Origin of the sequence: Pluralibacter gergoviae ATCC 33028 = NBRC 105706 (genome assembly GCF_001598855.1) — a bacterium.
GTDB classification, from domain to species: Bacteria; Pseudomonadota; Gammaproteobacteria; order Enterobacterales; family Enterobacteriaceae; genus Pluralibacter; species Pluralibacter gergoviae.
In genome coordinates this window covers 37,160-62,454 of the sequence record NZ_BCZS01000001.1, presented here as the reverse complement: position 1 = coordinate 62,454, position 25,295 = coordinate 37,160, and the positions used below count along the sequence as shown (strand labels likewise).

The following is a 25,295-nucleotide window of genomic DNA, read 5'->3' as shown; positions in this document are numbered from 1 at the left end:
ACCGCCTCCTTACGCTTCGCTCAGGGCGGCGTCGGTCAGCGCGAGCCGCTCCGGAAGCCCGGCAACGGTGCGCCGCAGCAGGTTGAGGAATGCCTCAGAGCGCGAAAGCTCCGCGAACAGCGCCTCGTCGGCGGCAAACGCCGCCAGCGGATCGTCGGTGGCAAACAGCGCGCGCACCGCCTCGGGCCGCATCGCGCCGTCCTGATATTCGTAGGGCAGCTCGCCCTTCGCCCAGCGCTGCAGGAAGAGGAAAAACAGCGCGGGCAGCACGGCGGTGGCCGCCGGCGCTTCGCCGCGCCGGTAGCACTCGACCAGCGTCGGGGTCACCATGCCGGGGATTTTGGACATGCCGTCCGCCGCCACCCGCTGGTTGGTGTCCTTAATGTAGGGATTGGCGAAGCGGGCCAGCACCACGTCGCGGTAGTCGGCCAGATCCAGCGGGCTGGGCGTCAGCGACGGAATGACGTCCTGGGAGACATACTCCCGGGCCATCTGGTAAATCCCGGCGACGCGCGTACTTTCGTCGATATAGCTCAGGCCCGCCAGGGTACCGGCCCAGGCGATGCAACTGTGGGTGGCGTTGAGGATGCGGATCTTGGCCTCCTCCCAGGGCAGCACCGAGTCAACCAGCTCGACGCCGACCTTCTCCAGCGCCGGACGGCCGTTAATGAAGTCGTCCTCAATAACCCACTGGATAAAGGATTCGCCCATCACCGGGGCGGCGTCGCGGCGGCCGGTCGCCGCCAGTACGCGCTCCGCCACGTCCGGGGTCGGACGCGGGGTGATGCGGTCGACCATGGTATTGGGCGAAGTGGTCTTGTCGCGCACCCACTGCGCCAGCGCCGCCTCGCCCTTCGCTTTCAGGAAGGAGAGAAAGCCGTGGCGAAAGCGCTCGCCGTTATGGCGCAGATTGTCGCAGGTGAGCAGGGTTACCGGCGCGCCGCCGCCAGCAATGCGCGCCTTGAGGATACGGGTCAGCGCGCCGTAAAGGGTGCGGATCCCGCCGTCGAGATCGGCCTTCACGTCGGGCTGCTGCAGATCCAACTCGTGCTCCGGCGTCAGGTAGTAGCCGCTTTCGGTCACGGTAAAAGCGATGACTTTCGTCTCCGCCGCCGCGCCCTGCGCCACCAGCGCGGCGATCTCGCTATCCCAGGGAAGAATTTTGCGGATGGAGGTTATCGTCTCGTAGGCCCGCTCCCCTTCCGGTGAGACGGTTTCCAGCACGTACTCCCCGCCCTGCTTTTGCAGCGCCGCAAGCAGCGGCCCCGCGTCGTCGCGAATATTGCCCAGCGCGATGCTCCAGCTGTCGTCGCCCTGCTGCAGCAGGCGGTGCAGATACCACGCCTGGTGCGCCCGATGAAATGAACCTGCCCCGATGTGCATCCATACCGCGTGCTGTTGTGCCATAGCCGTCACTCCCGATTTTGAGCAATTGATAGATTAAAGGGCATATGCCCGTTTGTTGTTGGTATGTTAGTAGCATGAAGACAAAGGGATCTGAGACGATCCTCACGAAATCAGCAAATGCCCATCAAAATAACTTTTGCCCATTTCTCACTTTGCCGTCGCGCGGCGTACAATGGCGGCAGCAACCAGGGAGCCCAGCGATGAACAAAGAAGAGAAAAAACAGGAACTCGCCGCCCGCGCGGCGTGGATGTACTACGTGGCCGGGCTGACCCAGCAGGAGATCGCCACCGCTCTCGGACTCTCCCGCCAGGTGGCGCAGCGGCTGATATCCGGCGCGCGGGAGATGGGTATGGTGACCGTCTCCATCGCCCATCCGGTGACCCGCTGTATGCAGCTTGCCCGCGATATGGCGGCAAAATTCGGCCTGTCGCTGTGCCGCATCGTGCCTTCGGCGGGGCTCGGCAACGAGGCCGTGCAGCAGATGCTGGCGGTCGAGGGGGCGGAAGTGATGGCGCAGTACATGAGCGAGGAGCGCCCGCAGGTGTTCGGCATCGGCTCGGGGAAAACCCTGCGGGCGTGTATCGACGCCCTGCCCTGGCTTGAGCGGCCGCAGCACCAGTGCGTGTCGATGATCGGCGCCATTGCCAGAGACGATTCCGGTACCCGCTACGACGTGCCGCTGAAAATGGCGGAGAAGATGCAGGGCAAGTACTTTTTCATTCCCGCCCCGCTGTACGCCGACAGCCCCGAGGATAAAACCAGCTGGTGCCAGCACCAGGTCTATCAGCGGGTGGCCGCCCGCGCTCTCGGCGCGGACGTGACCTTTCTCGGCATCGGCGAAGTGGGCATCGGCTGCCCGCTCAACGCCGAAGGCTTTATTACCGATGCCCAGGTGCGGGATCTGGAAGGCCAGCAGGTGGCGGGCGAGATGCTCGGCCACTTCTTTAACCACCGGGGCGAGCGCCTGAATTCCGAGCTGGACGCGCTGCTGACCAGCGTCGAACTGACCAGCCACACCGCGCGGCAGATTATCGGCTTTGCGGCCGGAGAGAGAAAGTATCCGGCGATCCGGGCGGCGCTGGCCGGACGCTGGGTCAGCGGTCTGGTCACCGACGAGGATACGGCGGTCAGGCTGCTGACCGCCTGAGAGGCTACTTCAGCGAACCTTTGAGGAACTGCTGCAGGCGGGCGCTCTTCGGATTGCCGAAGAGTTCATCGGGGTGGCCCTCCTCCTCGATAAGCCCCTGGTGCAGGAAGATAACGTGGGAAGAGACGTGGCGGGCAAAGCCCATTTCGTGGGTCACCACCACCATGGTTTTCCCCTCTTCCGCCAGCTTCTGCATAATGCGCAGCACTTCGCCTACCAGTTCAGGATCCAACGCCGACGTCGGCTCGTCAAACAGCAGCACCTCCGGCTCCATCGCCAGCGCGCGGGCAATAGAGACGCGCTGCTGCTGGCCGCCTGAGAGGTGTACCGGGTACTTAACGTGCTGGCGCTCGTCGATGCCGACCTTCAGCAGATACTTCACCGCCCGCTCGCGGGCTTCGCTTTTACTGAGTCCGAGCACCTGAATCGGCGCCTCCATCACGTTCTCCAGCACCGTCATGTGGCTCCACAGGTTGAAGTGCTGAAACACCATGGTCAGGCGGGTGCGCAGCAGGCGCAGCTGGGTTTTGTCGGCCACCTTCAGCTGGCCGTCCTTGTCGCGGACCAGGCCGATGTTCTGGCCGCTGACCACGATAGTCCCCTCGCTCGGCTTTTCGAGAAAGTTGATGCAGCGCAGAAAGGTACTCTTACCCGAGCCGGAAGAGCCGATGATGGTGATCACATCGCCCGCATTGGCCTTCAGCGATACCCCTTTCAGTACCTCGTGCTCGCCGTAGCGCTTGTGCAGATCGATGACGTTTAGTTTGTTCTCAGCCATGGTGTTCTCAGTGTGTCGAAGAGGGTTTCATATGACGCAGCCAGCGCTTTTCCGCCTTGCGGAACAGGCTTATCAGCACATAGGAGATGATCAGATACAGCACGGCGGCGATGCCGAAAGCGGTAAACGGCTGATAGGTCGCGGAGTTGATGTCGCGGGCGATCTTCAGCAGATCCGGCACGGTGGCGGTAAAGGCCAGCGCCGTGGAGTGCAGCATCAGAATCACCTCGTTGCTGTAGGCCGGCAGCGCGATGCGCAGGGCCGAGGGCAGAATGATGCAGCGGTAAAGCTTGACGCCGCTAAAGCCGTAGGCCCTGGCCGCCTCGATTTCGCCCGCGGGCACCGAGCGGATGGCGCCGGCGAAAATCTCCGTGGTATAGGCGCAGGTGTTCAGCGTCAGCGCTAGCACGGTGCAGTTGAGGCCGCTGCGGAAAAAGGCGTTGAGCAGCTCGGTGCCTTTGACTATCTCCAGGGTGTACATCCCGGAGTAGAACACCAGCAGCTGAACGTACAGCGGCGTGCCGCGAAACACATAGGTAAACAGCCAGATGGGGAACTGAATAAACTTATTGCTCGACACGCGGCCGATGGCCAGAAACACCGCGAGGATGCCGCCCATCACCACGGAGGCTATCAGCAGCCAGAGGGTAATGGCCACGCCGGTAAAGCGGTAGCCGTCGGTCCACAGCAGGGACTTCCAGTACTCCTGAATAATCTCAATCACAGGTCAGCCCTCTTCACGCCGACGGAATAGCGGCGCTCAAGCAGGAGCAGTACGCCGTTGGATACCGTGGTAAACACCAGATAGATGACCCCGCACACGATAGCGAAGTAGAACGGCTCCCAGGTGCTTTTGCCCGCCAGTTGGGTGGCTTTCACCACGTCCTCCAGCCCCAGCAGGGAGACCAGCGCAGTCGCCTTGAGGATAACCTGCCAGTTGTTGCCTATCCCCGGCAGCGCAAAGCGCATCATCGCCGGAAAGAGAATGCGGCGAAAGGTCTGGGAGGCGGTAAAGCCGAAGGCGGTTGCCGCTTCGATGTGCCCCTTCGGCACCGCCAGAAAGGCGCCGCGAAAGGTTTCGGTGAAGTAGGCCCCGTAGATAAAGCCGAGGGTGATGATACCGGCCACCATCGGGTCGATATCAAACTGCGCCATGCCGAGCGCATCGGTGATGCTGTTGAGCGCTATCTGCAGCCCGTAGAATATCAGCAGCATCAGCACCAGATCCGGCACGCCGCGAATCAGCGTGGTGTAACCTTCAAAGATAAGCGCGAGCAGGCGATTGCCAGATAGCTTTCCCGCTGCGCCCGCCAGGCCAATAATTACCGCCAGCACCACGGAGCTGAGCGCCAGCTCCAGGGTGACCAGCGCGCCCTGAAAAATAACCTGTGAAAACCCGTGCAGCATTCGGCCTGTCCTGTCTGTCCAGCACCGCCGCGCCCTCAATACTGGCGCAGCGGCTACAGCGGCGATTACTCGCCGTATACGTTAAAATCGAAATACTTCTTCGCCAGCTTGTCGTAGGTCCCATCCGCGCGCATCCCGGCAAACGCCTTGTTCAGCGCTTCGCGCAGGGCGGTATCGTCTTTGCGCAGGCCCATACCGGTGCCGACGCCAAACAGCTTCTCGTCCTTAATCGACGGGCCGCCGAACTGGTAGTCTTTGCCTACCGGCTGCTTGAGGAAGCCTTCGCTGGCCGCCACTTCGTCCTGGAACGCGGCGTCGATGCGCCCGGCGGTCAGATCGGAGTAGATATTGTCCTGCCCCTGATAGGAGACGATTTCAATCCCCTTCGGCGCCCAGTGCTGATTGCCGTAGGTCTCCTGGGTGGTGCCCTGCAGCACGCCCACGCGCTTGCCCTTCAGCGTGCTGAGGTCAGGCGTGATCGGGCTGCCCTTCTTGACCACCAGGCGGGAGTCGGCGGCGTACAGCTTGTCGGTAAAGGCGATCTGCTGCTGACGCTTTTCGGTAATCGACAGCGACGACATGATGACGTCGATTTTTTTCGCCAGCAGAGAGGGGATCAGCGCATCCAGCGGATTTTCAACGAAGGTGCACTGGGCCTTAATGCGCGTACACAGCTCCTTCGCCAGATCGATATCAAAGCCCACCAGCTCACCTTTCGCGTTCTTGGATTCAAACGGCGCGTAGGTCGGGTCGGTGCCGATGCGGATTTTCTGCGGCGCAGCCGCATAAGCCGGCGCTGCGGCGAACGCTATAGCTACGCCGGAAAACGCCAGCGCAAGAGAGAGAGACAATGCCAGTTTTTTCATTATGAACCTCAACGGACTGTTATTTTACGGGTAAGCAGAAGTTAAAGAGTGGTTATCGTGCCACTTTTCATACAGTTAAGGCAAAAGGTTATGCCGCCAGACGACGGCTTTTTTGCATTAAAAATGCTTAACTATGCAGGGCCGCATCATTGTGGTGCATATCAAGCACCAAAAAGAGGCAGCACTCTGTTTTGTTGCACCTGTATAGATAACTGCTCAGCCCGAAAGGCCCGGCAAGCCGGGCCACTCAGTCTTAGTCACCGTAGACGTTAAAGTCGAAGTACTTCTTCGCCATCTTGTCGTAAGTGCCGTCTTTACGCAGAGAATCAAAAGCCTTATCGAAGGCAGCCTTCAGCTCGGTATCGTCTTTACGCAGGCCAACCCCGGTACCGTCACCGAAGTATTTTTTATCCTTCACCGAAGGACCGGCAAAGGCATACTCTTTGCCGACGGGCTGCTTGAGGAAGCCTTCGCTGGCGGCCACTTCATCCTGGAACGCGGCGTCAAGGCGGCCGGCGGTCAGGTCCGCATAGATCAGGTCCTGGTTCTGGTAAGGCACCACGTCCACGCCCTTGCTGCGCCAGTTGTCATTGGCATAGGCCTCCTGGGTGGAGCCCTGCAGCACGCCGACGTGTTTACCCTTCAGCGACGCAATGGTCGGCACGATCGGCGAACCTTTGGCGGCAATCAGGCGCGAATCCGCCGCATACAGCTTCTCGGAGAAGCCGATTTCCTGCTGGCGCTTCTCGGTGATGGAGAGCGAGGAGATGATGGCATCAATTTTCTTCGCCTTCAGAGAGGGGATCAGGGAGTCAAAATCCGTGCCGACCCAGGTGCATTTCACCTGCATGCGTTTGCACATCTCGTTACCCAGATCGATATCAAAGCCCACAAAGTCCCCTTTCGCATCCTTGGAGGAGAACGGTGCATAGGTCGCATCGGTGCCGATACGTACCGTCTGCGGCAGCGCGGCAAATGCGCCCGAAACAGTGCCCATACCGAGCAGTAAAGAGAGAGCCAGAACCGTCTTCTTCATACATTACCCTTAAGTGTCTTATGCGTTTGCGTGTTATGTAGTCAGTGGTGTTGTGCAGTTGCAAAACAGTACTGCAGGTTTCATGCCATATGCCCGAACGCGGCGAGACGTTAAGCATATGTTGCAGAATTGTTCGCAAATGAAAGATAACAGCTTCGCAGAATAAACCGCAGCGCTAAACGCGCAAAAAGAGGACTAAATGCTGAGGATTTGATCGGGATTGCAAAATCGCTTACCGGCGGGGCGTGCACCAAAAAGATGCACTACCCCCGGCCTATGCGCCATGCCAGCGCTGGAAAAGATCTTCCGGTAATTCAATATCGAACTGGTCGAGCACGCGGTTAACCGTCTGATTGATGACATCATCGAGGGTTTGCGGACGATGATAGAACGCGGGCACCGGCGGCATGATCACCGCGCCAATTTCCGCCGCCTGGGTCATCAGCCGCAGGTGCCCCAGGTGCAGCGGCGTTTCGCGCACGCAGAGTACCAGCGGGCGGCGCTCCTTGAGCACCACGTCGGCGGCGCGCGTCAGCAGGCCGTCGGTATAGCTGTTGACGATGCCGGAGAGGGTTTTCATCGAGCAGGGCAGAATGACCATACCGGCAGTCTTAAACGAACCGGAAGAGATGCTGGCGGCGATATCGCGGGCGTCGTGCACCGCGTCGGCCAGCGCCTGCACGTCGCGCAGGGAGAGATCGGTTTCCAGAGAGAGCGTCTGGCGCGCCGCCTGGCTCATCACCAGGTGAGTTTCGACCTCGGCGAGGTCGCGCAGCACCTGCAGCAGCCGGACGCCGTAAATGGCGCCGCTGGCGCCGGAGATCCCGATGATAAGTCTTTTCATAGCTGGCCCCGTAAATCGTTGGCCAGACTGTGCCGTATTTCAGGCGGCGATGCAAGGAGAGCCGCCCTCTCCGGATGAGAGGGCGGCGCGCGGCTTAGCCTTCGTTATGCATTTCGAGGTTCTCCACCTCGTTCTGCAGCTGCAGGGCCTTGGCATCATCATTGCGCAGCGTGTCGAGATAGTCGAGGTACTGCTGGTTGACGTCGCGGGTGACGTAGACGCCGTTGAACACCGAGCACTCAAACTGCTGAATATCCGGGTTCTCGGCGCGCACCGCGTCGATGAGATCGTTCAGATCCTGGAAAATCAGGCCGTCGGCGCCGATGATCTGGCGGATCTCTTCCACTTCGCGGCCGTGGGCAATCAGCTCCGTGGCGGTCGGCATGTCGATGCCGTAGACGTTAGGGAAGCGAATTTCCGGCGCGGCGGAGGCGAGATAGACCTTCTTCGCCCCGGCTTCACGAGCCATCTCAATAATCTGCTCGGAGGTGGTGCCGCGTACGATGGAGTCATCCACCAGTAGCACGTTCTTGTCGCGAAACTCGGCGCGGTTGGCGTTGAGCTTGCGGCGCACCGACTTACGGCGCAGCTGCTGGCCCGGCATGATAAAGGTGCGGCCAACGTAGCGGTTCTTCACGAAGCCCTGGCGATAGGGTTTGTCCAGAATGCGGGCAATCTCCAGCGCGATATCGCAGGAGGTTTCCGGAATCGGGATAACCACGTCGATATCCAGATCTTCCCACTCGCGGGCAATCTTCTCGCCAAGCTTGGTGCCCATGTTTACGCGGGCGCTGTAGACGGAAATCTTGTCGATGAAGGAGTCCGGGCGGGCGAAGTAGACGTATTCAAACAGGCACGGATTGCTGACCGGGTTATCGGCGCACTGGCGGGTGAACAGCTGGCCCTTTTCCGTGATGTAGATAGCCTCGCCCGGCGCGACGTCGCGCAGGAATTCGAAACCCAGCGTGTCCAGCGCCACGCTTTCTGACGCCACCATATATTCGGTGCGGCCATCGCCGAGATCGCGCTTGCCGAGCACCAGCGGGCGAATGCCGTTCGGGTCGCGAAACGCCACCATGCCGTGGCCGATGATCATCGCCACGCAGGCGTAGGCGCCGCGGATCTGACGGTTGGTCGCCGCGATGGCGGCAAAGATATTGTCAGCCTCCAGCGGGTAGTGGCGGAAGTTGTCCAGCTCGCTGGCGAAAATGTTGAGCAGGATTTCAGAATCAGAAGTGGTGTTGATGTGGCGGCGCTTCTCTTCAAACAGCTTTTTACGCAGCTCGTGGGCATTGGTCAGATTGCCGTTGTGGGCAAGCGTAATGCCGTAGGGGGAGTTAACGTAAAACGGCTGCGCCTCGGAGGCGCTGGAGCTGCCTGCCGTGGGATAACGTACGTGCCCCAGCCCCATATTGCCCTGCAGACGCTGCATGTGCCGGGCTTCAAACACATCGCTCACCAGGCCGTTGGCCTTGCGCAAACGAAAGCAGTTGTTTGCATCGATGGTGATGATGCCTGCGGCATCCTGCCCGCGGTGCTGCAGCACCGTTAACGCGTCATAAATAGACTGGTTTACCGGCATGAAACCGGTGATCCCGACAATACCGCACATACGTCTTTTTCCTCGTTCAGTACACCCGCCGCTTATGCTTTGGGCAAGAAACTCGACGAGCTTTGCAGGTAATCAAAAAACATCCTGATGACAACGCTGAACTGCGGGATCAGCTGCGACTTCTGCCAGTCCTCGCTTTTGGAAAAGCCGGTAAAGGTGTCGAGGAAGAAGAGGATGGCGGCGACGATCAGCACGCCACGCAGCGCGCCAAAGCAGATCCCCAGCACCCGATCGGTTCCCGACAGGCCCGTCTTTTCAACCAGCGTACCGATAACGTAGTTAACGATAGCGCCGACAATCAGCGTTGCGACAAACAGCAGCGCGATGGCGATGCCGTTGCGCACCAGTTCGTCTTCAAAGCCCGTAAACCAGACCGACAGGTAAGTGTAGTAGTGACTGGCAACAAAGAAGGCACAGCCCCAGGTTACCAGTGACAACGCTTCACGAACAAAGCCGCGGATAAGGCTTACCAGACAGGAAAAACCGATCACCGCAATGATGGCATAATCAATCCAGACCATATTTGTCCCACAATTGTTACGCCCTGTCGTCCAGTTCGGGGCGCATTCTAACAGAAAAAGAAAACGTTTGCGTAGGGATTTCCTGCCCCTGCTCAAATAAAAACGGCGCTGAAAAAAGATTCAACGCCATGCATTTTTTACCCTCACCCTAACCCTCTCCCACAGGGAGAGGGGATAGGTTGTGCGATCTTTTGCTCCTTCCACGGGACGGAGTCCGGCGCTTTTCCCCATCTCCGTCAGGGAGAGGACCGGGATGAGGGTATCATCAGTTCGGCGTATACCCCATCACCACCCCGCTCAGCCCGGAAAGACTCTTCAGCTCGCCAAGCGAACCCTTCATCTTCTCTTTCGACGCGTCCGGGCCAACCAGAATGCGGGTGATTTTACCCTGCACCGGCGTCGACGGGGCCGTATAAACCCGATACCCCGCCCCGCGCAGCTTGCCGACGATCTCATTGACCTTATCGGCATTCTTCAGGGCCCCCAGCTGGACAACATATGCCTTGCCGGTCGGCGCCGGCTTCTCTTCCGCCACCGGCCGGGTCTGGGCAGGCGGCGGCGTCGCGGCGGTCTGCGGCGGGCTCTGTGCCGGCTTAGGCTTCACCGGCGCCGGTTTTGGCTTCGGCGCCGGTTCCGGGTCCGGCTGCGGGATCTGATCGATATCGCTGCCCGCGCCGTTCACCGCGTAGCGGCTGGGATCCAGCGACGGCGCGGCGGCATCGCCGGCGCGCACCTCTTCCGCCGCGCCCTCCGGCGGCTGGGACGGCAGCGCCTGCGTCACCGCAGGCAGCATGTCCGGCTCCTCCCGGTCGCCCGGCTTCGGCACCAGCGGGATCGCCGCAAATTCGTCCTGATAGTGCTTCTTCTGGCCGTCAAGCAGCCCGGGGAGCACGATCACCCCGAGCGCGACCAGCGCAATGGTTCCGACTAAACGATTCTGAAACTTACTCGCCACCGGCTCTCCCCGCGTCCATCTCTTCCATCACATGGGCCACCGTGTGGAACGATCCACACACCAGCACCGTATCTTGCGGGCGGGCATCCGCCATTGCGGCGCGCCACGCCTGCGCTACAGTGGCACAGACTTTGCCGCTGCGCAAATGTTCCACCAGCTGTTCCGCCGTCGCCCCGCGCGGGCCCTCCAGCGGCGCGCAGTACCACGCATCGACCACCGGCGTCAGGCAGGCCAGAGTGCCGGCGATGTCCTTGTCGTGCAGCATGCCGATCACCGCCAGCGTGCGCCCGGCAGACGGCTCGGCCTCAAGCCGCCCGGCCAGATAGCCCGCCGCATGGGGATTGTGCGCCACGTCGAGGATCACGCGCGGCGACAGACTCACGGTCTGAAAGCGCCCCGGAAGCGTCGCATTGCGGATACCGTCGCGGATCGCCTGCTCGCTTACCGCCAGACCGCTGGCGCGCAGCAGGGCAAGCGCCGTGGCGGCGTTGGGCTGCGGCACCTGCGGCAGCGGCAGGTTGTCCAGCACGCCCTGCGGATCGCTAAAGCGCCAGCCCTGCGGGCCGACCTCGTAGCGCCACTCGTGGCCGACACGCAGCAGCGCGGCGCCCTTCTCGCCGGCCACCTCAGCGATACTGTGCGGCATATCAGGCTCGCCCACCACCGCCGGCTTGCCGCGGCGGAACACGCCCGCTTTTTCGCGGCCGATGCTCTCGCGATCCGGGCCCAGCCAGTCGGTGTGATCCAGTGCGATGCTGGTCACCGCCGCCGCGTCGGCGTCGACGATATTGGTGGCGTCCAGCCGCCCGCCCAGCCCGACCTCAAGAATAACCACGTCAAGCTGCGCCTGCTTAAACAGCCACAGCGCCGACAGGGTGCCAAACTCAAAGTAGGTCAGCGAGATCTCGCCGCGCGCGGCCTCAATATCGGCAAACGAGGCGACGTGCGCCGCTTCATCCAGTTCCGCGCCCTGCACCCGCACCCGCTCGGTATAGCGCACCAGGTGCGGCGAGCTGTAGACGCCGACGCGATAGCCGGCCGCAAGGAGCATCGACTCCAGCGTACGGCAGGTGGTGCCCTTGCCGTTGGTCCCCGCGACGGTGAAAACGAACGGCGCAGGCTTCAGCAGCGCCATGCGCTCAGCCACCCGGCTTACCCGGTCAAGGCCAAGCTCAATGGTGGTGCTGTGCAGGTGCTCCAGATAAGAAAGCCACGTGGCCAGGGGCGACGTGGCGAGAGGAGGTGATGTTTTTTCCATGATGCCCGTTACTCTTTACCGTTAACTCAGGTCTCAGCAAAGTAAAAGGGCAGCGCCTGATGGCCCTGCCCTTGTTGATTCTCTGTCAGGCCTCTGGTTCCTGTTCTGACACCGGCGGAACCTCAATGGGCTCACGCGGCGCATCCGGGTTTGGCGCCGGCAGGTTCATCAGCTTCGCCAGAATGCTGGCAAGCTTGAAGCGCATCTCCGGGCGGCGGACGATCATGTCAATCGCGCCCTTCTCGATCAGGAATTCGCTGCGCTGGAAGCCCGGCGGCAGCTTCTCGCGCACGGTCTGCTCGATAACGCGCGGGCCGGCGAAGCCGATCAGCGCCTTCGGCTCGGCGATGTTGAGATCGCCCAGCATCGCAAAGCTCGCGGAGACGCCGCCCATGGTCGGGTCGGTCAGCACGGAGATATACGGCAGCCCGCGCTCCTGCATTTTTGCCAGCGCGGCGGAGGTTTTCGCCATCTGCATCAGCGACATCAGCGCTTCCTGCATACGCGCGCCGCCGGAAGCGGAGAAGCAGATCAGCGGGCAGTGGTTTTCCAGCGCCTGCTCAACCGCGCGAACGAAGCGCGCGCCGACGACGGAGCCCATTGAGCCGCCCATAAAGGAGAACTCAAAAGCCGCGGCCACGACAGGCATACCGAACAGCGTCCCTTTCATTGCCACCAGCGCATCTTTTTCGCCGGTCTCTTTCTGGGCTGACGCCAGGCGGTCTTTATACTTTTTAGAGTCGCGGAACTTCAGCACATCCTTTGGCTCAAGCTCGCTGCCCAGCTCCACGAGGGATCCTTCATCCAGCAGGCTATGCAGGCGGTTGCGCGCTGACATACGCATGTGGTGATCGCACTTCGGGCACACCTCAAGGTTGCGCTCCAGCTCGGCGCGGTACAGAACCTGTCCGCAGCTGTCGCACTTGGTCCATACGCCTTCCGGAATACTTGCCTTGCGGGTCGGGGCGATGTTGCTTTTAATTCGTTCAATCCAGCTCATTGATAACCTTTCTGCCTGAACCTGGTCGATGCCAGTTTTGCTGTAAGCGGCGAATAATGCCATTTTTGGGGCTTACAGACCATGAAATGTTGCACATTAAAACATAAGACTTCGGCGCATGGGATAAAAAAGTGGTCGAACCGGTTGCTTTTCAACCACCTTTTCCGGCGCCAGCGGCTACTTCACAGCGCGCGCGGCACGCCTGTGGCGGATAATTTCAATCACGCCCGGCAGGATGGAAACCACGATGATGCCGACAATCAGCAGCTTGAGATTCTCCTGCACGATGGGCAGATCGCCAAACAGATAGCCGGCGTAGGTGAACAGCAGCACCCACAGCAGCGCGCCGATGACGTTATAGGCGGCAAAGTGGCGGTAGGACATGTGCCCCATCCCGGCGACAAACGGCGCGAAGGTACGCACGATGGGCACAAAGCGGGCCAGGATAATGGTTTTTCCGCCGTGCTTTTCGTAGAACCGGTGGGTCTTGTCGAGATAGCTGCGGCGGAAAATCTTCGAGTTCGGATTGCTGAACAGCTTTTCACCGAACAGTCGGCCAATCGTGTAGTTGACCGCATCGCCGATAACGGCGGCAATCACCATCAGCGCCACCATCAGGTGAACGTTGAGATCGTTGGTCGGCAGCGCCGACAGCGCGCCGGCCACAAACAGCAGCGAGTCGCCCGGCAGAAACGGCGTCACCACCAGGCCGGTTTCGCAGAACAGGATCAGAAACAAAATGGCGTAGATCCATACGCCGTACTGGGCAACAAGCTCGGCAAGGTGCACATCAATGTGCAGGATAAAATCAATCAGAAAGCTAATCAGTTCCATAGTCGCTTAACCTTAAATAACGGCATTCAGTCCGCCAGAAACAGCGGGCCCATATGTGATTGCGGCAGCGCAAAGCGCGCGGGGTAATCCACGGCTACCAGATAGAGCCCCTCGGCTTTCGCCGTGGCGGCGGCCAGCGTGCGGTCCTTTGCCGCCAGCAGTTCGGCAATCCAGCCTTCCGGCTGGTGTCCGGCCCCCACTTCCAGCAGGCTGCCGACGATATTGCGCACCATGTGGTGGACGAAAGCGTTGGCTTTTATATCCACCACCACGTAGGCTCCGTAGCGGGCAACGTTAATGTGCATCACGTTACGCCACGGCGTGCGGGACTGGCACTGCACCGCCCGGAACGAAGTAAAGTCGTTCTCGCCGAGCAGGCACTGGGCGGCGCGCTGCATGCGATCGGCGTCCAGCGGCTGATGGTAATGGGTCACGCCGTGGCCGAGCACCGCCGGACGCAGGCGATGATTATAGATAATATAGCGATAGCGGCGGGCGGTGGCGCTGAAGCGGGCGTGAAAGTCCTCCGGCACCGCTTTAACCCAGCGCACGGCGATATCTGCCGGCAGGTTGGCGTTGACGCCCAGCGTCCAGGCGGCGTCTTTACGTTCGGCGCGGGTTTCAAAGTGCACCACCTGCCCGGTACCGTGCACGCCCGCATCGGTGCGCCCGGCGCAGAAGACGTTAATCGGCTCGTTCGCCACCTGCGACAGCGCCTTCTCCAGCTTCTCCTGCACGCTGCGCACTTCATTCTGACGCTGCCAGCCGTAGTATTTACTGCCGTCGTACTCGATGCCGAGGGCGATTTTAAACGGCGCTTCCGACATCAGTACAGATACTCCTGGGTCAGCTTCTCGGCGATTTTCACCGCCATCAGCGCGCCGCCGAAGCGAACGTTGTCGGCAACGGACCAGAACTGGATCTGCTCCGGCATGCCGTAGTCGTTGCGCACGCAGGCAACCGAAAGATGCGCGCTGCCGGAGGCGTCGCCGACCTGGGTCGGGAAGTCGCCCTCTTCGGAGAGCACTATATCTTCGCCGCGCGCGAAGGCGTCGCGGGCCTCGTCGGCGGCCAGCGGGCGCAGCGCCTCGAAGCTCACCATCTGCGCGTGGCCGTAAAACACCGGCGCGCGCACGCAGGTCGCGGAGATCATCAGCCCGTCGTCCTGCAGGATCTTACGCACCTGATCGACGATGCGGCGCTCTTCGACGATGCTGCCTTCGCGATCGGCCAGCAGCGGCAGCATGTTGAACGCCAGCTGGCGGCCAAAGAAGTCCTCTTCATCAATCGGAATGCCGTTGAGCAGCTTCGCGCTCTGCCCCGCCAGCGCGTCCACGGCTTTTTTACCCTGCGCCGAGGCGGACATCAGGCTGGTTACGGCGATGCGCGACAGGCCGCCGGCGTCCACCAGCGGCTTCAGCGCCGCCAGCAGCTGGCTGGTGAGGCTGTCCGGGACCGCAATCAGGTTGCGGTTGCGGTAATCGGCCAGCACGAACGGATTGACCTCCGGCACCACCAGCGGCACGTCCGGCTCGAGGGCAAACAGCCCGCTGAGATCGATAACCAGGCAACCTGAATTGGTCGCCTCTTCCACGTGCGCGGCGGACGCCTCAGCACCGGCGGCGAAAAACGCTAGCTGGGCCTGGGTCCAGTCAAATTCGGCCGCGTCCTGCACCAGTACGGTTTTCCCGCCAAAGCGCAGTGACTCTCCGGCGCTTTCGCTGCGCGCCAGGGCAAAGATCTCGCCCACCGGGAACTGACGCTCGGCAAGGGTGTCGAGCAGGGCTTCACCTACGGCGCCCGTTGCGCCCAGGATGGCAATATTCCAGCCTTCAGACATGGTGGTTTACTCCAGAAAGAAATCTCCGCCCGGGCCTGATGGTCCGGGCGCAATAAAACATCATTAGTGTGCGGCGTGATGCACGGCGCTAAAGCCGATGGCGCTGAGCCGTGCGGCGGTATCGGCGTCGTCGCAGAGCACCTCCAGCGACGACCACTCCCGCCGCTCAAGGTAGTTTTTGCGCAGCTTATCGAACTCGCCGGCAATGGCGGCCACTTTTCGCAGCGGCGCATCATCGCGGCGCACATCATACACCAAATGGACCAGCCTTTTCAGGACGGTCTGATCCAGCGCGCCGTGCAGGGTAATGCGGCCAAACTCCGGCGCGGGCAGCAGGGTCGAGAGCGCCACCTGCTGCGGCTTGCCGATAAAGGCGCTGTAGGCCTCGAACACCTGGGTGGTGCCGCGGGCCTTGCCCTCAAGGGTGTAGCCGGCGATGTGCGGCGTGCCGATATCGACTTTTGCCAGCAGCGCCGTGTTCAGCTCCGGCTCCGGCTCCCAGACATCGAGCACCGTGCTGAGGCGCTGTCCGGCCTCCAGGCACTTCAGCAGCGCGGCGTTATCCACCACCGGGCCGCGGCAGGCGTTAATCAGAATGGTTCCCGGCTTCAGCCTGGCAATCAGCGCCTCATCGGCGAGATGCAGGGTTTTATGAGGACCCTCCTTATACAGCGGCGTGTGGAAGGTCAGTACATCGGCCTCCTGCACCAGCGCGTCGAGGGCGCGGAAATCGCCCTCGTCGCCGCGTTCGGCGCGCGGCGGATCGCACAGCAGGGTGCGAATGCCCAGCGCCTCAAGGCGCTTTTGCAGACGGCCGCCGACGTTGCCGACGCCAACGATGCCGACGGTGCGGTCCTTGAGGGCAAAGCCGTCGCGCTCGGCCAGCATCAGCAGCGCGGAAAAGACGTACTCCACCACGGCGATGGCGTTGCAGCCGGGCGCCGCCGAAAAGCCGATCCCGGCACGCTGCAGCCAGGCCTCATCGACGTGGTCAGTTCCCGCCGTCGCCGTTCCGACAAATTTAATCCCCTTCCCGGCCAACAGCGCTTCATTCACTTTGGTGACCGAGCGCACCATCAGGGCATCGGCATCATCGAGCGCCTGCTGCGGGATCGGACGGCCGGGCACGGCCTCTACCTCACCCAGGCGGCTAAAAAGCTCGCGGGCGTAGGGCATATTTTCATCAACAAGGATTTTCACGGTACAGTACCTGTCTGAAACGGGAGTTAACCGGGGAAGTGTGCCATAATCTTGCGGCCAGGAACACCGAGGGACTGGCGAACACCACGTATATTCAGGATTAATCATGACGCAACCCATTTCCGGCACGCCCGCCCAGCCTCCTGGAGCGGCAGCGGCCCCTTCGACTATTGGCAATCAGCCGCTCTCCACCCAGCAGCGCACCGTGCTGGAGAGATTGATTGTTCGCCTCGTGGCGCTTACCTCGCAGCAGAGCGCGGAGGTGTGGTCAGGGATCAAACACGATTTGGGTTTACGCAATGATGAACCGCTGCTCTCCCGCCACTTTCCGGCGGCGGAGCAGAACCTCAATCAGCGCATCAGCGCCGCCGGTCAGAACCGCGAGTCGCGCCAGATAATGGCCCAGCTCAACGGCCTGCTCGGCCAGGGCAACAACCGCCAGGCGGTCAGCGACTTTATTCGCCAGCAGTACGGCCAGACGGCCCTGAGCCAGCTGACGCCCGGGCAGCTAAAAAGCGTGCTGGAGCTGCTGCAGAGCAACCAGATGGCGATTCCGCAGCCGCAGCAGCGCCCCGGTACCAGCCGCCCGCTGCTGCCCGCCGAGCACAACACCCTCAATCAGCTGGTGACGAAGCTGGCGGCGGCGACGGGTGAATCCGGGAAGATGATCTGGCAGTCGATGCTGGAGCTGTCCGGCGTGAAAACCGGGGAACTCATCCCCGCGAGCCACTTCAACCAGCTGGTGACCTGGCTGCAGGCGCGACAAGCCCTCAGCGGCCACAGGGCGCCAACGCCGGAGCTGCTGCAGACCGTGCTGAAGCAGCCGCTGGATGCCGGAGAGTGCAATGCGCTGTACGATTACGCCCGCCAGAACTGGCAGGCGACGCCGCAGACGGTACTGACCCAGGCCCAGGTGCAGGCTCTGCTTAATCAGGTATTCCTGCGGCGCGTGGAGCGCTCCCAGGACACGCTGGATATTCGCAATATCCAGCCGATTTATAACCCGCAGATCCCGTTTTTCGAGCGCCTGAAGACGGTCTCAGCCCGGCCCGGCCTGCTGCTTATCGCCCTGGCGGTAGCGGTTATCCTGCTGTGGATCGTTATCTAACGGCGGCGAAAAGCCAGCAGCGTCACGATAATGCCGACCACCGCCGACACCGCGCCGGCGAGAAACACCGACGGATAGCCGCATGAGGTCGCCAGCAGTCCGGCCAGCGGTCCGGTGATGCCGTAGGAGATATCCTGAAAGGCGGCGTAGCCGCCCAGCGCGGTGCCGCGCACCTGCGCCGGCGCGCGCTTCACCACCTCAACGCCCAGCGCCGGGAAGATAAGCGAACACCCGGCGCCGGTCAGCGCCGCCCCGGCCAGCGCCACCCAGGCGTTCGGCGCCAGCCACAGCAGCAGCAGGCCCGCCGTTTCCACCACCAGCGATGCGGCGGCCACCCGCACGCCGCCGAAGCGGTCCGGCATCCAGCCGAACAGAATGCGCATCAGTACAAAGGCGCCGCCGAAGGCGGTGAGCGTGAAGCCCGCCAGCGGCCAGCCGCGGCTGACAAAGTAGAGCGACACGAAGGTGCCGATCGCCGCAAAGCCCACGCCCTGCAGCGCCAGGCCAATGCCCGGCTTCCAGATGACCCCGATCACGCTCAGCAGCGACGGGCGCTCCCCGGCCTGCGGCGGCACTTTGCGCACCGTCCCGTTGAACGCCCAGGCCAGCAGCGGCAGCGCGATAGTGGTTGCCGCCAGCGCCGCAAAGCCGAAGTGGCTCTGAATGACCAGCCCCAGCGGCGCCCCGGCGGCCAGCGCGCCGTAAATCGCCATCCCGTTCCAGGACATCACCTTTCCGGAGCGCCGGGGGCCCACCAGCCCCATGCCCCAGGTCAGCGTCCCGGTCAGCAGCTGGCTTTCGCCGAAGCCGAGCAGCAGGCGCCCTACCACCAGCAGCGCAAACTTATACGCCGCCGCCACCGGCAGCAGCGCCGCCAGCAGCATTACGCCGCCCGCCAGCCCGCAGGCCAGCATCCCCTGCAGCGCCGAGCGCTTGGCGCCGTACTGGTCGGCCAGCCGCCCGGCATAGCCGCGGGTAAGCACGGTGGCCAGAAACTGGATGCCGACGGCGACGCCGACCATCGTATTGCCGTAGCCCAGCTCGTGGTGGACAAACAGCGGAATGACCGGCAGCGGCAGGCCGATAGTCATGTAGGTCAGAAAAACCGCAAAAGCGATGCGAAACAGCGAGGCGTTGGCGCTGGCGCGGGACTCAGTGTGTGTAGCAGAAGACATGCGTTGTGCCGGATCAGGTATTCATCGGATATAAAAAAGGAGCCGGGAGGCTCCTTTTCAGGTCTGACAATAGTTTATGCGCCGTACTTGCGCATCACAAGCGTGGCGTTAGTGCCGCCGAAGCCGAAGCTGTTGGACATCACGGTGGTCAGCTGACGCTCGGTCGGCTCGGTCACGATGTTCAGGCCTTCCGCCTGCTCGTCCATCTCTTCGATATTGATGCTCGGGGCGATAAAGCCGTGCTCCAGCATCAGCAGGGAGTAGATGGCCTCCTGCACGCCGGCAGCGCCCAGGGAGTGGCCGGTCATGGCTTTCGTTGCGGAGATAGCCGGGGTATTGGTGCCGAACACTTCGCGGATGGCGCCCAGCTCTTTCACGTCGCCGACCGGCGTGGAGGTGCCGTGGGAGTTCAGATAGTCAATCGGGGTATCAACGCCGTCCATCGCCATCTTCATGCAGCGCACCGCGCCTTCGCCGGACGGGGCAACCATGTCGGCGCCGTCAGAGGTTGCGCCGTAGCCGACAACCTCGGCATAGATTTTCGCGCCGCGCGCCAGGGCGTGCTCAAGCTCTTCAACCACTACCATGCCGCCGCCGCCGGCGATCACGAAACCGTCGCGCTTCTGATCGTAGGTGCGGGAGGCTTTTTCCGGCGTGTCGTTGTATTTGGTGGACAGGGCGCCCATAGCGTCAAATTCGCAGGCCATCTCCCAGCACAGCTCTTCGCCGCCGCCGGCAAAGACGATGTCCTGTTTGCCGAGCTGGATCTGCTCAACCGCGCTGCCGATGCAGTGGGCGGAAGTGGCGCAGGCGGAGCTGATGGAGTAGTTCACGCCGTGGATTTTAAACGGCGTCGCCAGGCAGGCGGAAACGGCAGAGGCCATCGCTTTGGTCACGATATACGGACCAACCGCCTTCAGGCCGCGCGGAGTACGCATCGCGTCAGCGCCCATCACCTGGGACTTGGAGGAACCACCGGAGCCGGCAATCAGACCGACGCGCGGATTGTTCTGGTATACGTCTTCGCTCAGACCCGCGTCCTGCACGGCCTGCTGCATAGAAAGGAAAGCGTAGATGGAGGCATCGTTCATGAAACGCACCACTTTGCGATCGATCATGCCGGTGGTGTCCAGCTTAACGTTACCCCAGATGTGGCTGCGCATACCGGCGTCCACAAATTCCTGAGAGAAAGTGATCCCGGAGCGTCCTTCACGCAGAGATGCCAGGACTTCCTGCTGGTTGTTACCGATGCTGGAAACAATGCCCAGGCCAGTAATCACTGCACGTTTCATTCAATACCTCTGTAATTCGCACTATTTTAAGTTTCGTGTCGCAAGATAGCGTACACTTGTACGCCGAACAAGTCCGATCAGCAATTTAATGCATAAATTTGCGCCCTCTGGCGCACCTCGCTAAGATCGCCGCACGCCTTGCACAACGAGTAACTTACGTGAAACAAACCGCCATACAACCTGCCAACCTCGAATTTAACACTGAGGGTACACCTGTTTCCCGAGATTTTGATGACGTCTATTTTTCTAATGATAATGGGCTGGAAGAGACGCGCTATGTTTTTATCGACGGAAACAATATTCCGCTGCGTTTTATTCGCCACGACCGCGCGCATTTTGTGGTGGCGGAGAGCGGCTTCGGTACCGGCCTCAATTTTCTGACGCTGTGGCAGGCGTTTGCGGCATTTCGCGACAGCTATCCCGATGCCGCGCTGCGGCGGCTGCACTTTGTCAGCTTTGAGAAATTCCCGCTGCGCGCGGAAGACCTCAGGCTCGCGCACCGGCGCTGGCCCGAGCTGGCGGACTTCGCAGTACAGCTCCAGGCCCAGTGGCCCCTCCCCTTCTCCGGCTGTCACCGCCTGCTGCTGGACGAGGGGCGCGTAACGCTGGATCTGTGGTTTGGCGATATCAATACGCTGGTCGATACGCTCGACGATACTTTTAATCAGCGCGTAGACGCCTGGTTCCTCGACGGCTTTGCCCCCGCCAAAAACCCCGACATGTGGACCCCGACGCTGTTTAACGCCATGGCACGAACCGCCCGCCCCGGCGGCACGCTGGCCACCTTCACCTCGGCGGGCTTCGTGCGCCGCGGGCTGCAGGAGGCGGGCTTCACTATGCGTAAAAGCAAGGGCTATGGCCGCAAGCGCGAAATGCTTACCGGCGAGATGCCCGCCGGCCCGGCGGTCTGCCGCCAGCCGTGGTTTGCCCGCCGCGCGACCCCGGCGCGCGACGCGGCAATTATCGGCGGCGGCGTCGCCAGCGCCCTGCTGGCGCTGGCGCTGCTGAAGCGCGGCTTTAAGGTTACGCTCTACTGCGAGGACGCGGCCCCGGCGCAGGGCGCCTCCGGCAATCGCCAGGGCGCGCTCTATCCGCTGCTCAACGCCCACGACCCGGCGCTGGCCGCCTTCTTTCCGGCGGCCTTTACCTTCGCCCGCCGCCTGTACGATAGCCTGCCGCTGACTTTTAGCCACGACTGGTGCGGCGTCACCCAGCTCGCCTGGGACGAAAAAAGCGCTCATAAAATAGCGCAAATGTTGAGCCTCGGCCTGCCGCCGGAGATCGCCTCGCCCGCCGGCGCGGAGGAGGTATATAAAAGCGCCGGCGTGGAAACCGGCTGCGGCGGCATCCAGTACCCGCTCGGCGGCTGGCTGTGCCCGGCAGAGCTGACCGCCGCCGCGATCGAACTGGCCGTCCGGCAGGGGCTGAACGTGCGCTGGAACAGGCGCTGTGAAAAACTCGAACAGCAGGAGATCGGCTGGAGACTGCACTTCGCCAACGGCGGGCCGCAGGATCACGCCTGCGCGGTGCTGGCCAATGGTCATCAGATCGGCGGCTTTGCCCAGACCGCCCCGCTGCCGGTCTACGCCGTCGGCGGCCAGGTGAGCCATATCCCCACGACGCCTGCGCTGGCGGCGCTGAAGCAGGTGCTGTGCTACGACGGCTACCTGACGCCGCAGGACCCGAACCGCCATCAGCACTGCATCGGCGCCAGCTACCATCGCGGCAGCACCGACGCCGCCTACCGCGAAGCGGACCAGCAGCACAACCGCCGGCGGCTGCTGGACTGTCTGCCGGAGGCTGACTGGGCGCAAAGCGTGGACGTCAGCGGCGGCGAGGCCCGCTGCGGCGTGCGCTGCGCCACCCGCGACCACCTGCCGATGGTCGGCAGCGTGCCGGACTATGACGCGACGCTTGCGGCCTATGCGCAGCTGGCGGAGGATCGCGATGGCGCAGCGGTGGCGCCGGCGTATCCGGACCTGTTTATGCTGGGGGCGCTGGGCTCGCGCGGGCTCTGCTCCGCCCCGCTGGCGGCGGAGGTGCTGGCCTCGCAGATGAGCGGCGAGCCGCTGCCGCTCGACGCGCCGACGCTGGCGGCGCTCAATCCGAACCGCCTGTGGGTCAGGAAGCTGCTGAAGGGGCGGGAGGTGAAGGGCTAAGGGCCAGGGCGGCGCCGCGGCGCCAGCCCGCCCTTTGTTCAGCTAAACAGATGCGCCGCCTGCTGCACGGTCACCACAATCCCCCACAGCATCGGAATGCCGACCACCAGCCAGGCCAGCGCCACCGGCAGATAGCTGCTGCGCGCCGGCGCCCACGCCAGAGGCATATTGGGATCGCGCTTGTAGACCGACGCCGCCTGCTTAATTTCCTCGTCGCTCATGGCGTATTTCGCCGGTACCCGGCGCACCGCCAGGTTGCAGAGAAAACCGACCGCCAGCAGCCCCGCCAGCACGTAGAGGGTAATTTCGTAGGTTCTGGCGGGCGACGTACCGATGGAGAGCTGATATTCGCGCAGGTAGTTCACCAGCACCGGGCCAAGGATGCCCGCCACCGACCACGCCGTCAGCAGCCGCCCGTGGATTGCGCCCACCATCTGGGTGCCGAACATGTCCGCCAGGTAGGCCGGAATGGTGGCAAACCCGCCGCCGTACATCGAAATAATCACGCAGAACAGCACCACGAACAGCACCACGCTGCCCATTCCGGCGGCGTAAACGGTGGAGACATACAGCACCATGCCCAGCGCAAAGAAGATGGCAAACGTCGCTTTGCGGCCGATATAGTCCGACAGCGAGGCCCAGAAGAAGCGGCCGCCGATATTAAACAGGCTCAGCAGACCGGTAAAGCCGGCGGCGATGGCGGCAATCTGCGCCAGCTGCCCGGCGTTCAGCGCGCCCCAGCTCAGATCGTTGCCGATAAGCCTGCCGGCGAACACCTCCTGCAGCATCGGCGACGCCATGCCGAGAATGCCGATCCCGGCGGAGACGTTGAGGCACAGCACCAGCCACAGCAGCCAGAACTGCGGGGTGCGACAGGCAACGCTGACGTGCACCATCTGCGACGATCCTTTCGCCTGCTCTTCTTTCGGCTGCCAGCCCAGCGGATGCCAGCCGATAGGCGGAATTCGGTAGCAGAGCGTGCCGCCGAGCATAAAGACGAAGTAGATGCCCGCCAGCACCAGCAGGGTCTGCCAGATCCCGGCGTGGCCGCTATCGGCGAAGATGCCCATCAGCATGTTGGCAAAAGGCGCGCCGACCATCGCGCCGCCGCCGAAGCCCATGATCGCCATGCCCGCGGCCATGCCGCGCTTGTCGGGAAACCAGCGCAGCAGCGTCGAGACCGGCGAGATATAGCCAAGCCCCAGCCCGGTGCCGCCGATGGCGCCTGCCCCCAGCCACAGCAGCCAGAGCTGGTGGCTGTAAATGGCCAGCGCCGCCAGCGCCAGGCCGCCGCTCCAGCATAGCGTGGCCACCATGCCGACCAGCCGCGGCCCGGCCTTCTCCAGCCACTGCCCCCACAGGGCGGCGGAGCAGCCGAGGAAGATAAAGAACAGCGTGTAGGTCCAGCCGAGCATCGAGATGCGCCAGTCGCAGTCGGTGGTTACCAGCTGGTGCCAGAAGCCGCTGTCCGCCGGGCAGGTTTGGCCGACGATTTGCGACATCGGCAGCCAGAACACGGAGAATCCGTAGGCCATGCCGATGCACAGGTGAATAGCCAGCGCCGCCGGCGGGACCAGCCAGCGGTTAAAGCCGGGTTTAGCAATAATGCGTTTTTTCTCAAAAAAGCCTGCCGTCGTTCCTTGTCTCATAATGACCTCTGTCAGTGAGTAAGAGAGAGGAGCTGAGCAAGGCATATGCCATTCGTGGCGAAAAATGCGCCAGGCGAGGCTGCGGAGGAAAATGAGGCGGGGTTTTGCGAGAGGGATCGTATCAGCCCGCGGCGATGAAACGGCCGTTCAAAAAATCCGCACCGCCCACCCGTCCGCCGGTTGTCATAATGAGAAACTTCTCTCTCAGAATGACACCATTTTCTTGCGCGACGGCGCTATTTTTCACAAAATTTTCGCCATTAAAATAAAAAATGAAACACAGGTTCAATTTATTGCTTTATTCGCTTCACATATGCCCGCCCCGCAGTCAGGATAGGGTTTTCTTCCCGGTAAGGAGTCCGTAAATGAAAACTGTTGCCGTGCTGCTGGCCCCCGGCTTTGAAGAGGCGGAGGCCATTGTCACTGTCGACATCCTGCGCCGCCTCGACATCGGCGTGGAGACCCTCTCCTGCAGCGAAAACCGTTCGGTGCTGAGCTATCATCAGATCCCGGTCGAGGCCGACGCCGTCCTCAGCGACCGGTTCGATAAAACCTACGATGCCGTGGTGCTGCCCGGCGGGCCTGAAGGCAGCCTGTTTCTCGGCCGCAGCGAGGCGGTGCTGGCCTTCGTGACGCGCCACGACGAGGCCGGAAAATGGATCTGCCCTATCTGCTCCGCCGCCGCCCGCGTGCTGGGCGCCAACGGCCTGCTGAAGGGCCGCCGCTATGTCTGCTCGGGCGATCTGTGGCAGCAGGTGACCGACGGCACGTACGTGGAGGCTGACGTGGTGGAGGATGGTAATCTGCTGAGCGGCAAGGGGCTGGGGCGGGTATTTGATTTTGCCTTCACCCTGGCGGCGAGGCTGGCGGAAGACGACGCGTCCGCCCGTTTCCAGGCGGAGCATATTTACTATCCGTGGCCTAGTTAACGCTGGCCTGCCGGTAGAGGTTATCCCACATCTCCAGCACCAGGGCCTGATCCCGGGGATTAAGCTCCCCGGCCGCGATGGCCTTTTCCAGGCTGTGGTTGACCTGCTGATACACCGCCCCGGCAGAGTGGTCGTCCCCCTCCTCCAGGCGGGCGACCGAAATCGTCAGGTGGCCGCGCAGATAACCGCCGGCGAACAGCTCATCGTCGCTGCCGTGCTCAACCATGTCATCAATTAACGCCAGAATGCGCGATTCAAATTCTGCGATCATCTTTTT

At 62.2% G+C, this 25,295-nt stretch carries 25 protein-coding genes; 4 read left to right on the top strand and 21 right to left on the bottom strand.

Annotation, left to right across the window (positions count from 1 at the left end; genetic code table 11):
* Positions 1-9 precede the first annotated feature (9 nt).
* A complete protein-coding gene (gene dalD / locus ENGE1_RS00310; protein WP_043082679.1) occupies positions 10-1,407 on the bottom strand; it encodes a D-arabinitol 4-dehydrogenase in 1,398 nt (465 codons plus the stop codon).
* Positions 1,408-1,607: 200 nt separating this feature from the next.
* Between dalD and ENGE1_RS00305 the strand changes: the two genes are divergently transcribed.
* On the top strand, positions 1,608-2,555 hold the full coding sequence (locus ENGE1_RS00305; protein ID WP_048254162.1) for a sugar-binding transcriptional regulator: 948 nt from the start codon (positions 1,608-1,610) through the stop codon (positions 2,553-2,555).
* A 4-nt stretch (positions 2,556-2,559) separates the two neighbouring features.
* Here ENGE1_RS00305 and hisP read toward each other — a convergent pair whose 3' ends face one another.
* From hisP to pdxB, 15 genes are all read right to left on the bottom strand, one after another.
* Entirely contained in the window at positions 2,560-3,333 is a 774-nt protein-coding gene (gene hisP / locus ENGE1_RS00300) for a histidine ABC transporter ATP-binding protein HisP (RefSeq protein WP_043082677.1), read from the bottom strand.
* Positions 3,334-3,340: 7 nt separating this feature from the next.
* Positions 3,341-4,057, bottom strand: coding sequence for an ABC transporter permease (locus tag ENGE1_RS00295; RefSeq protein WP_043082676.1), 717 nt, complete (start codon positions 4,055-4,057; stop codon positions 3,341-3,343).
* Positions 4,054-4,740: a histidine ABC transporter permease HisQ gene (locus ENGE1_RS00290; RefSeq protein WP_043082675.1), complete on the bottom strand. Its 687-nt coding sequence runs from the start codon at positions 4,738-4,740 to the stop codon at positions 4,054-4,056. Before ENGE1_RS00290 ends, ENGE1_RS00295 begins: the two co-directional genes overlap by 4 nt.
* Positions 4,741-4,805: 65 nt before the next feature.
* Positions 4,806-5,606 carry a histidine ABC transporter substrate-binding protein HisJ gene (gene hisJ, locus ENGE1_RS00285; RefSeq protein WP_048254161.1) on the bottom strand — a complete coding sequence of 267 codons (801 nt, stop codon included), beginning with the start codon at positions 5,604-5,606 and terminating at the stop codon, positions 4,806-4,808.
* Positions 5,607-5,859: 253 nt separating this feature from the next.
* On the bottom strand, positions 5,860-6,642 hold the full coding sequence (gene argT / locus ENGE1_RS00280; protein ID WP_043082673.1) for a lysine/arginine/ornithine ABC transporter substrate-binding protein ArgT: 783 nt from the start codon (positions 6,640-6,642) through the stop codon (positions 5,860-5,862).
* Positions 6,643-6,916: 274 nt separating this feature from the next.
* Positions 6,917-7,486 (bottom strand): UbiX family flavin prenyltransferase, encoded by a 570-nt coding sequence (locus ENGE1_RS00275; protein ID WP_048254160.1) that lies wholly within the window; start codon positions 7,484-7,486, stop codon positions 6,917-6,919.
* A gap of 94 nt (positions 7,487-7,580) precedes the next feature.
* Entirely contained in the window at positions 7,581-9,098 is a 1,518-nt protein-coding gene (gene purF / locus ENGE1_RS00270) for an amidophosphoribosyltransferase (protein WP_043082671.1), read from the bottom strand.
* A gap of 32 nt (positions 9,099-9,130) precedes the next feature.
* A complete protein-coding gene (cvpA, locus tag ENGE1_RS00265) occupies positions 9,131-9,619 on the bottom strand; it encodes a colicin V production protein (RefSeq protein ID WP_043082670.1) in 489 nt (162 codons plus the stop codon).
* Between the two features lie 265 nt (positions 9,620-9,884).
* Positions 9,885-10,574, bottom strand: coding sequence for a cell division protein DedD (gene dedD, locus ENGE1_RS00260; protein WP_048254159.1), 690 nt, complete (start codon positions 10,572-10,574; stop codon positions 9,885-9,887).
* Positions 10,564-11,832: a bifunctional tetrahydrofolate synthase/dihydrofolate synthase gene (folC, locus tag ENGE1_RS00255; RefSeq protein WP_048254158.1), complete on the bottom strand. Its 1,269-nt coding sequence runs from the start codon at positions 11,830-11,832 to the stop codon at positions 10,564-10,566. The genes dedD and folC overlap by 11 nt, the downstream gene beginning before the upstream one ends.
* A gap of 85 nt (positions 11,833-11,917) precedes the next feature.
* On the bottom strand, positions 11,918-12,832 hold the full coding sequence (accD, locus tag ENGE1_RS00250; protein ID WP_043082667.1) for an acetyl-CoA carboxylase, carboxyltransferase subunit beta: 915 nt from the start codon (positions 12,830-12,832) through the stop codon (positions 11,918-11,920).
* Positions 12,833-13,009: 177 nt separating this feature from the next.
* Positions 13,010-13,666 carry a DedA family protein gene (locus ENGE1_RS00245; protein ID WP_043082666.1) on the bottom strand — a complete coding sequence of 219 codons (657 nt, stop codon included), beginning with the start codon at positions 13,664-13,666 and terminating at the stop codon, positions 13,010-13,012.
* 26 nt (positions 13,667-13,692) lie between these two features.
* On the bottom strand, positions 13,693-14,493 hold the full coding sequence (gene truA / locus ENGE1_RS00240) for a tRNA pseudouridine(38-40) synthase TruA (protein WP_043082665.1): 801 nt from the start codon (positions 14,491-14,493) through the stop codon (positions 13,693-13,695).
* Positions 14,493-15,506 carry an aspartate-semialdehyde dehydrogenase gene (locus tag ENGE1_RS00235; RefSeq protein ID WP_045288609.1) on the bottom strand — a complete coding sequence of 338 codons (1,014 nt, stop codon included), beginning with the start codon at positions 15,504-15,506 and terminating at the stop codon, positions 14,493-14,495. The genes truA and ENGE1_RS00235 overlap by 1 nt, the downstream gene beginning before the upstream one ends.
* Before the next feature lie 63 nt (positions 15,507-15,569).
* On the bottom strand, positions 15,570-16,706 hold the full coding sequence (gene pdxB / locus ENGE1_RS00230; protein WP_045288610.1) for a 4-phosphoerythronate dehydrogenase PdxB: 1,137 nt from the start codon (positions 16,704-16,706) through the stop codon (positions 15,570-15,572).
* A gap of 106 nt (positions 16,707-16,812) precedes the next feature.
* Here pdxB and flk point away from each other — a divergent pair, with 106 nt between their 5' ends.
* Positions 16,813-17,814: a flagella biosynthesis regulator Flk gene (flk, locus tag ENGE1_RS00225; protein ID WP_048254157.1), complete on the top strand. Its 1,002-nt coding sequence runs from the start codon at positions 16,813-16,815 to the stop codon at positions 17,812-17,814.
* On the opposite strand, the gene ENGE1_RS00220 is transcribed toward flk, so the two are convergent.
* Positions 17,811-18,989, bottom strand: coding sequence for an MFS transporter (locus tag ENGE1_RS00220; protein ID WP_048254156.1), 1,179 nt, complete (start codon positions 18,987-18,989; stop codon positions 17,811-17,813). The two genes, flk and ENGE1_RS00220, sit on opposite strands and share 4 nt — an antisense overlap.
* 74 nt (positions 18,990-19,063) lie before the next feature.
* Complete coding sequence (gene fabB / locus ENGE1_RS00215; RefSeq protein ID WP_045288613.1) at positions 19,064-20,281, bottom strand: beta-ketoacyl-ACP synthase I; 1,218 nt, start codon at positions 20,279-20,281, stop codon at positions 19,064-19,066.
* A gap of 158 nt (positions 20,282-20,439) precedes the next feature.
* Between fabB and mnmC the strand changes: the two genes are divergently transcribed.
* On the top strand, positions 20,440-22,440 hold the full coding sequence (gene mnmC / locus ENGE1_RS00210) for a bifunctional tRNA (5-methylaminomethyl-2-thiouridine)(34)-methyltransferase MnmD/FAD-dependent 5-carboxymethylaminomethyl-2-thiouridine(34) oxidoreductase MnmC (RefSeq protein ID WP_048254155.1): 2,001 nt from the start codon (positions 20,440-20,442) through the stop codon (positions 22,438-22,440).
* Positions 22,441-22,478: 38 nt separating this feature from the next.
* Here the strand turns inward: mnmC and ENGE1_RS00205 are convergent, their stop codons facing one another.
* The gene (locus tag ENGE1_RS00205; RefSeq protein ID WP_048254154.1) at positions 22,479-24,089 is read right to left on the bottom strand and encodes an OFA family MFS transporter; all 1,611 of its coding nucleotides are present in this window, start codon (positions 24,087-24,089) and stop codon (positions 22,479-22,481) included.
* Positions 24,090-24,210: 121 nt separating this feature from the next.
* A complete protein-coding gene (locus ENGE1_RS29095; protein ID WP_255265507.1) occupies positions 24,211-24,336 on the bottom strand; it encodes a hypothetical protein in 126 nt (41 codons plus the stop codon).
* A 118-nt stretch (positions 24,337-24,454) separates the two neighbouring features.
* Here ENGE1_RS29095 and ENGE1_RS00195 point away from each other — a divergent pair, with 118 nt between their 5' ends.
* Positions 24,455-25,018 (top strand): DJ-1/PfpI family protein, encoded by a 564-nt coding sequence (locus ENGE1_RS00195; protein ID WP_048254152.1) that lies wholly within the window; start codon positions 24,455-24,457, stop codon positions 25,016-25,018.
* Here the strand turns inward: ENGE1_RS00195 and ENGE1_RS00190 are convergent.
* Entirely contained in the window at positions 25,011-25,289 is a 279-nt protein-coding gene (locus ENGE1_RS00190) for a YfcL family protein (RefSeq protein ID WP_048254151.1), read from the bottom strand. The two genes, ENGE1_RS00195 and ENGE1_RS00190, sit on opposite strands and share 8 nt — an antisense overlap.
* Positions 25,290-25,295 lie beyond the last annotated feature (6 nt).

Excerpts from the sequence above, each read along its gene's own strand:
- dalD (WP_043082679.1), bottom strand. The coding sequence starts at position 1,407 with ATGGCACAACAGCACGCGGTATGGATGCACATCGGGGCAGGTTCATTT.
- ENGE1_RS00305 (WP_048254162.1), top strand. The coding sequence starts at position 1,608 with ATGAACAAAGAAGAGAAAAAACAGGAACTCGCCGCCCGCGCGGCGTGG.
- hisP (WP_043082677.1), bottom strand. The coding sequence starts at position 3,333 with ATGGCTGAGAACAAACTAAACGTCATCGATCTGCACAAGCGCTACGGC.
- ENGE1_RS00290 (WP_043082675.1), bottom strand. The coding sequence starts at position 4,740 with ATGCTGCACGGGTTTTCACAGGTTATTTTTCAGGGCGCGCTGGTCACC.
- hisJ (WP_048254161.1), bottom strand. The coding sequence starts at position 5,606 with ATGAAAAAACTGGCATTGTCTCTCTCTCTTGCGCTGGCGTTTTCCGGC.
- argT (WP_043082673.1), bottom strand. The coding sequence starts at position 6,642 with ATGAAGAAGACGGTTCTGGCTCTCTCTTTACTGCTCGGTATGGGCACT.
- ENGE1_RS00275 (WP_048254160.1), bottom strand. The coding sequence starts at position 7,486 with ATGAAAAGACTTATCATCGGGATCTCCGGCGCCAGCGGCGCCATTTAC.
- purF (WP_043082671.1), bottom strand. The coding sequence starts at position 9,098 with ATGTGCGGTATTGTCGGGATCACCGGTTTCATGCCGGTAAACCAGTCT.
- cvpA (WP_043082670.1), bottom strand. The coding sequence starts at position 9,619 with ATGGTCTGGATTGATTATGCCATCATTGCGGTGATCGGTTTTTCCTGT.
- folC (WP_048254158.1), bottom strand. The coding sequence starts at position 11,832 with ATGGAAAAAACATCACCTCCTCTCGCCACGTCGCCCCTGGCCACGTGG.
- accD (WP_043082667.1), bottom strand. The coding sequence starts at position 12,832 with ATGAGCTGGATTGAACGAATTAAAAGCAACATCGCCCCGACCCGCAAG.
- ENGE1_RS00245 (WP_043082666.1), bottom strand. The coding sequence starts at position 13,666 with ATGGAACTGATTAGCTTTCTGATTGATTTTATCCTGCACATTGATGTG.
- truA (WP_043082665.1), bottom strand. The coding sequence starts at position 14,493 with ATGTCGGAAGCGCCGTTTAAAATCGCCCTCGGCATCGAGTACGACGGC.
- ENGE1_RS00235 (WP_045288609.1), bottom strand. The coding sequence starts at position 15,506 with ATGTCTGAAGGCTGGAATATTGCCATCCTGGGCGCAACGGGCGCCGTA.
- flk (WP_048254157.1), top strand. The coding sequence starts at position 16,813 with ATGACGCAACCCATTTCCGGCACGCCCGCCCAGCCTCCTGGAGCGGCA.
- ENGE1_RS00220 (WP_048254156.1), bottom strand. The coding sequence starts at position 18,989 with ATGTCTTCTGCTACACACACTGAGTCCCGCGCCAGCGCCAACGCCTCG.
- fabB (WP_045288613.1), bottom strand. The coding sequence starts at position 20,281 with ATGAAACGTGCAGTGATTACTGGCCTGGGCATTGTTTCCAGCATCGGT.
- ENGE1_RS00205 (WP_048254154.1), bottom strand. The coding sequence starts at position 24,089 with ATGAGACAAGGAACGACGGCAGGCTTTTTTGAGAAAAAACGCATTATT.
- ENGE1_RS00195 (WP_048254152.1), top strand. The coding sequence starts at position 24,455 with ATGAAAACTGTTGCCGTGCTGCTGGCCCCCGGCTTTGAAGAGGCGGAG.
- ENGE1_RS00190 (WP_048254151.1), bottom strand. The coding sequence starts at position 25,289 with ATGATCGCAGAATTTGAATCGCGCATTCTGGCGTTAATTGATGACATG.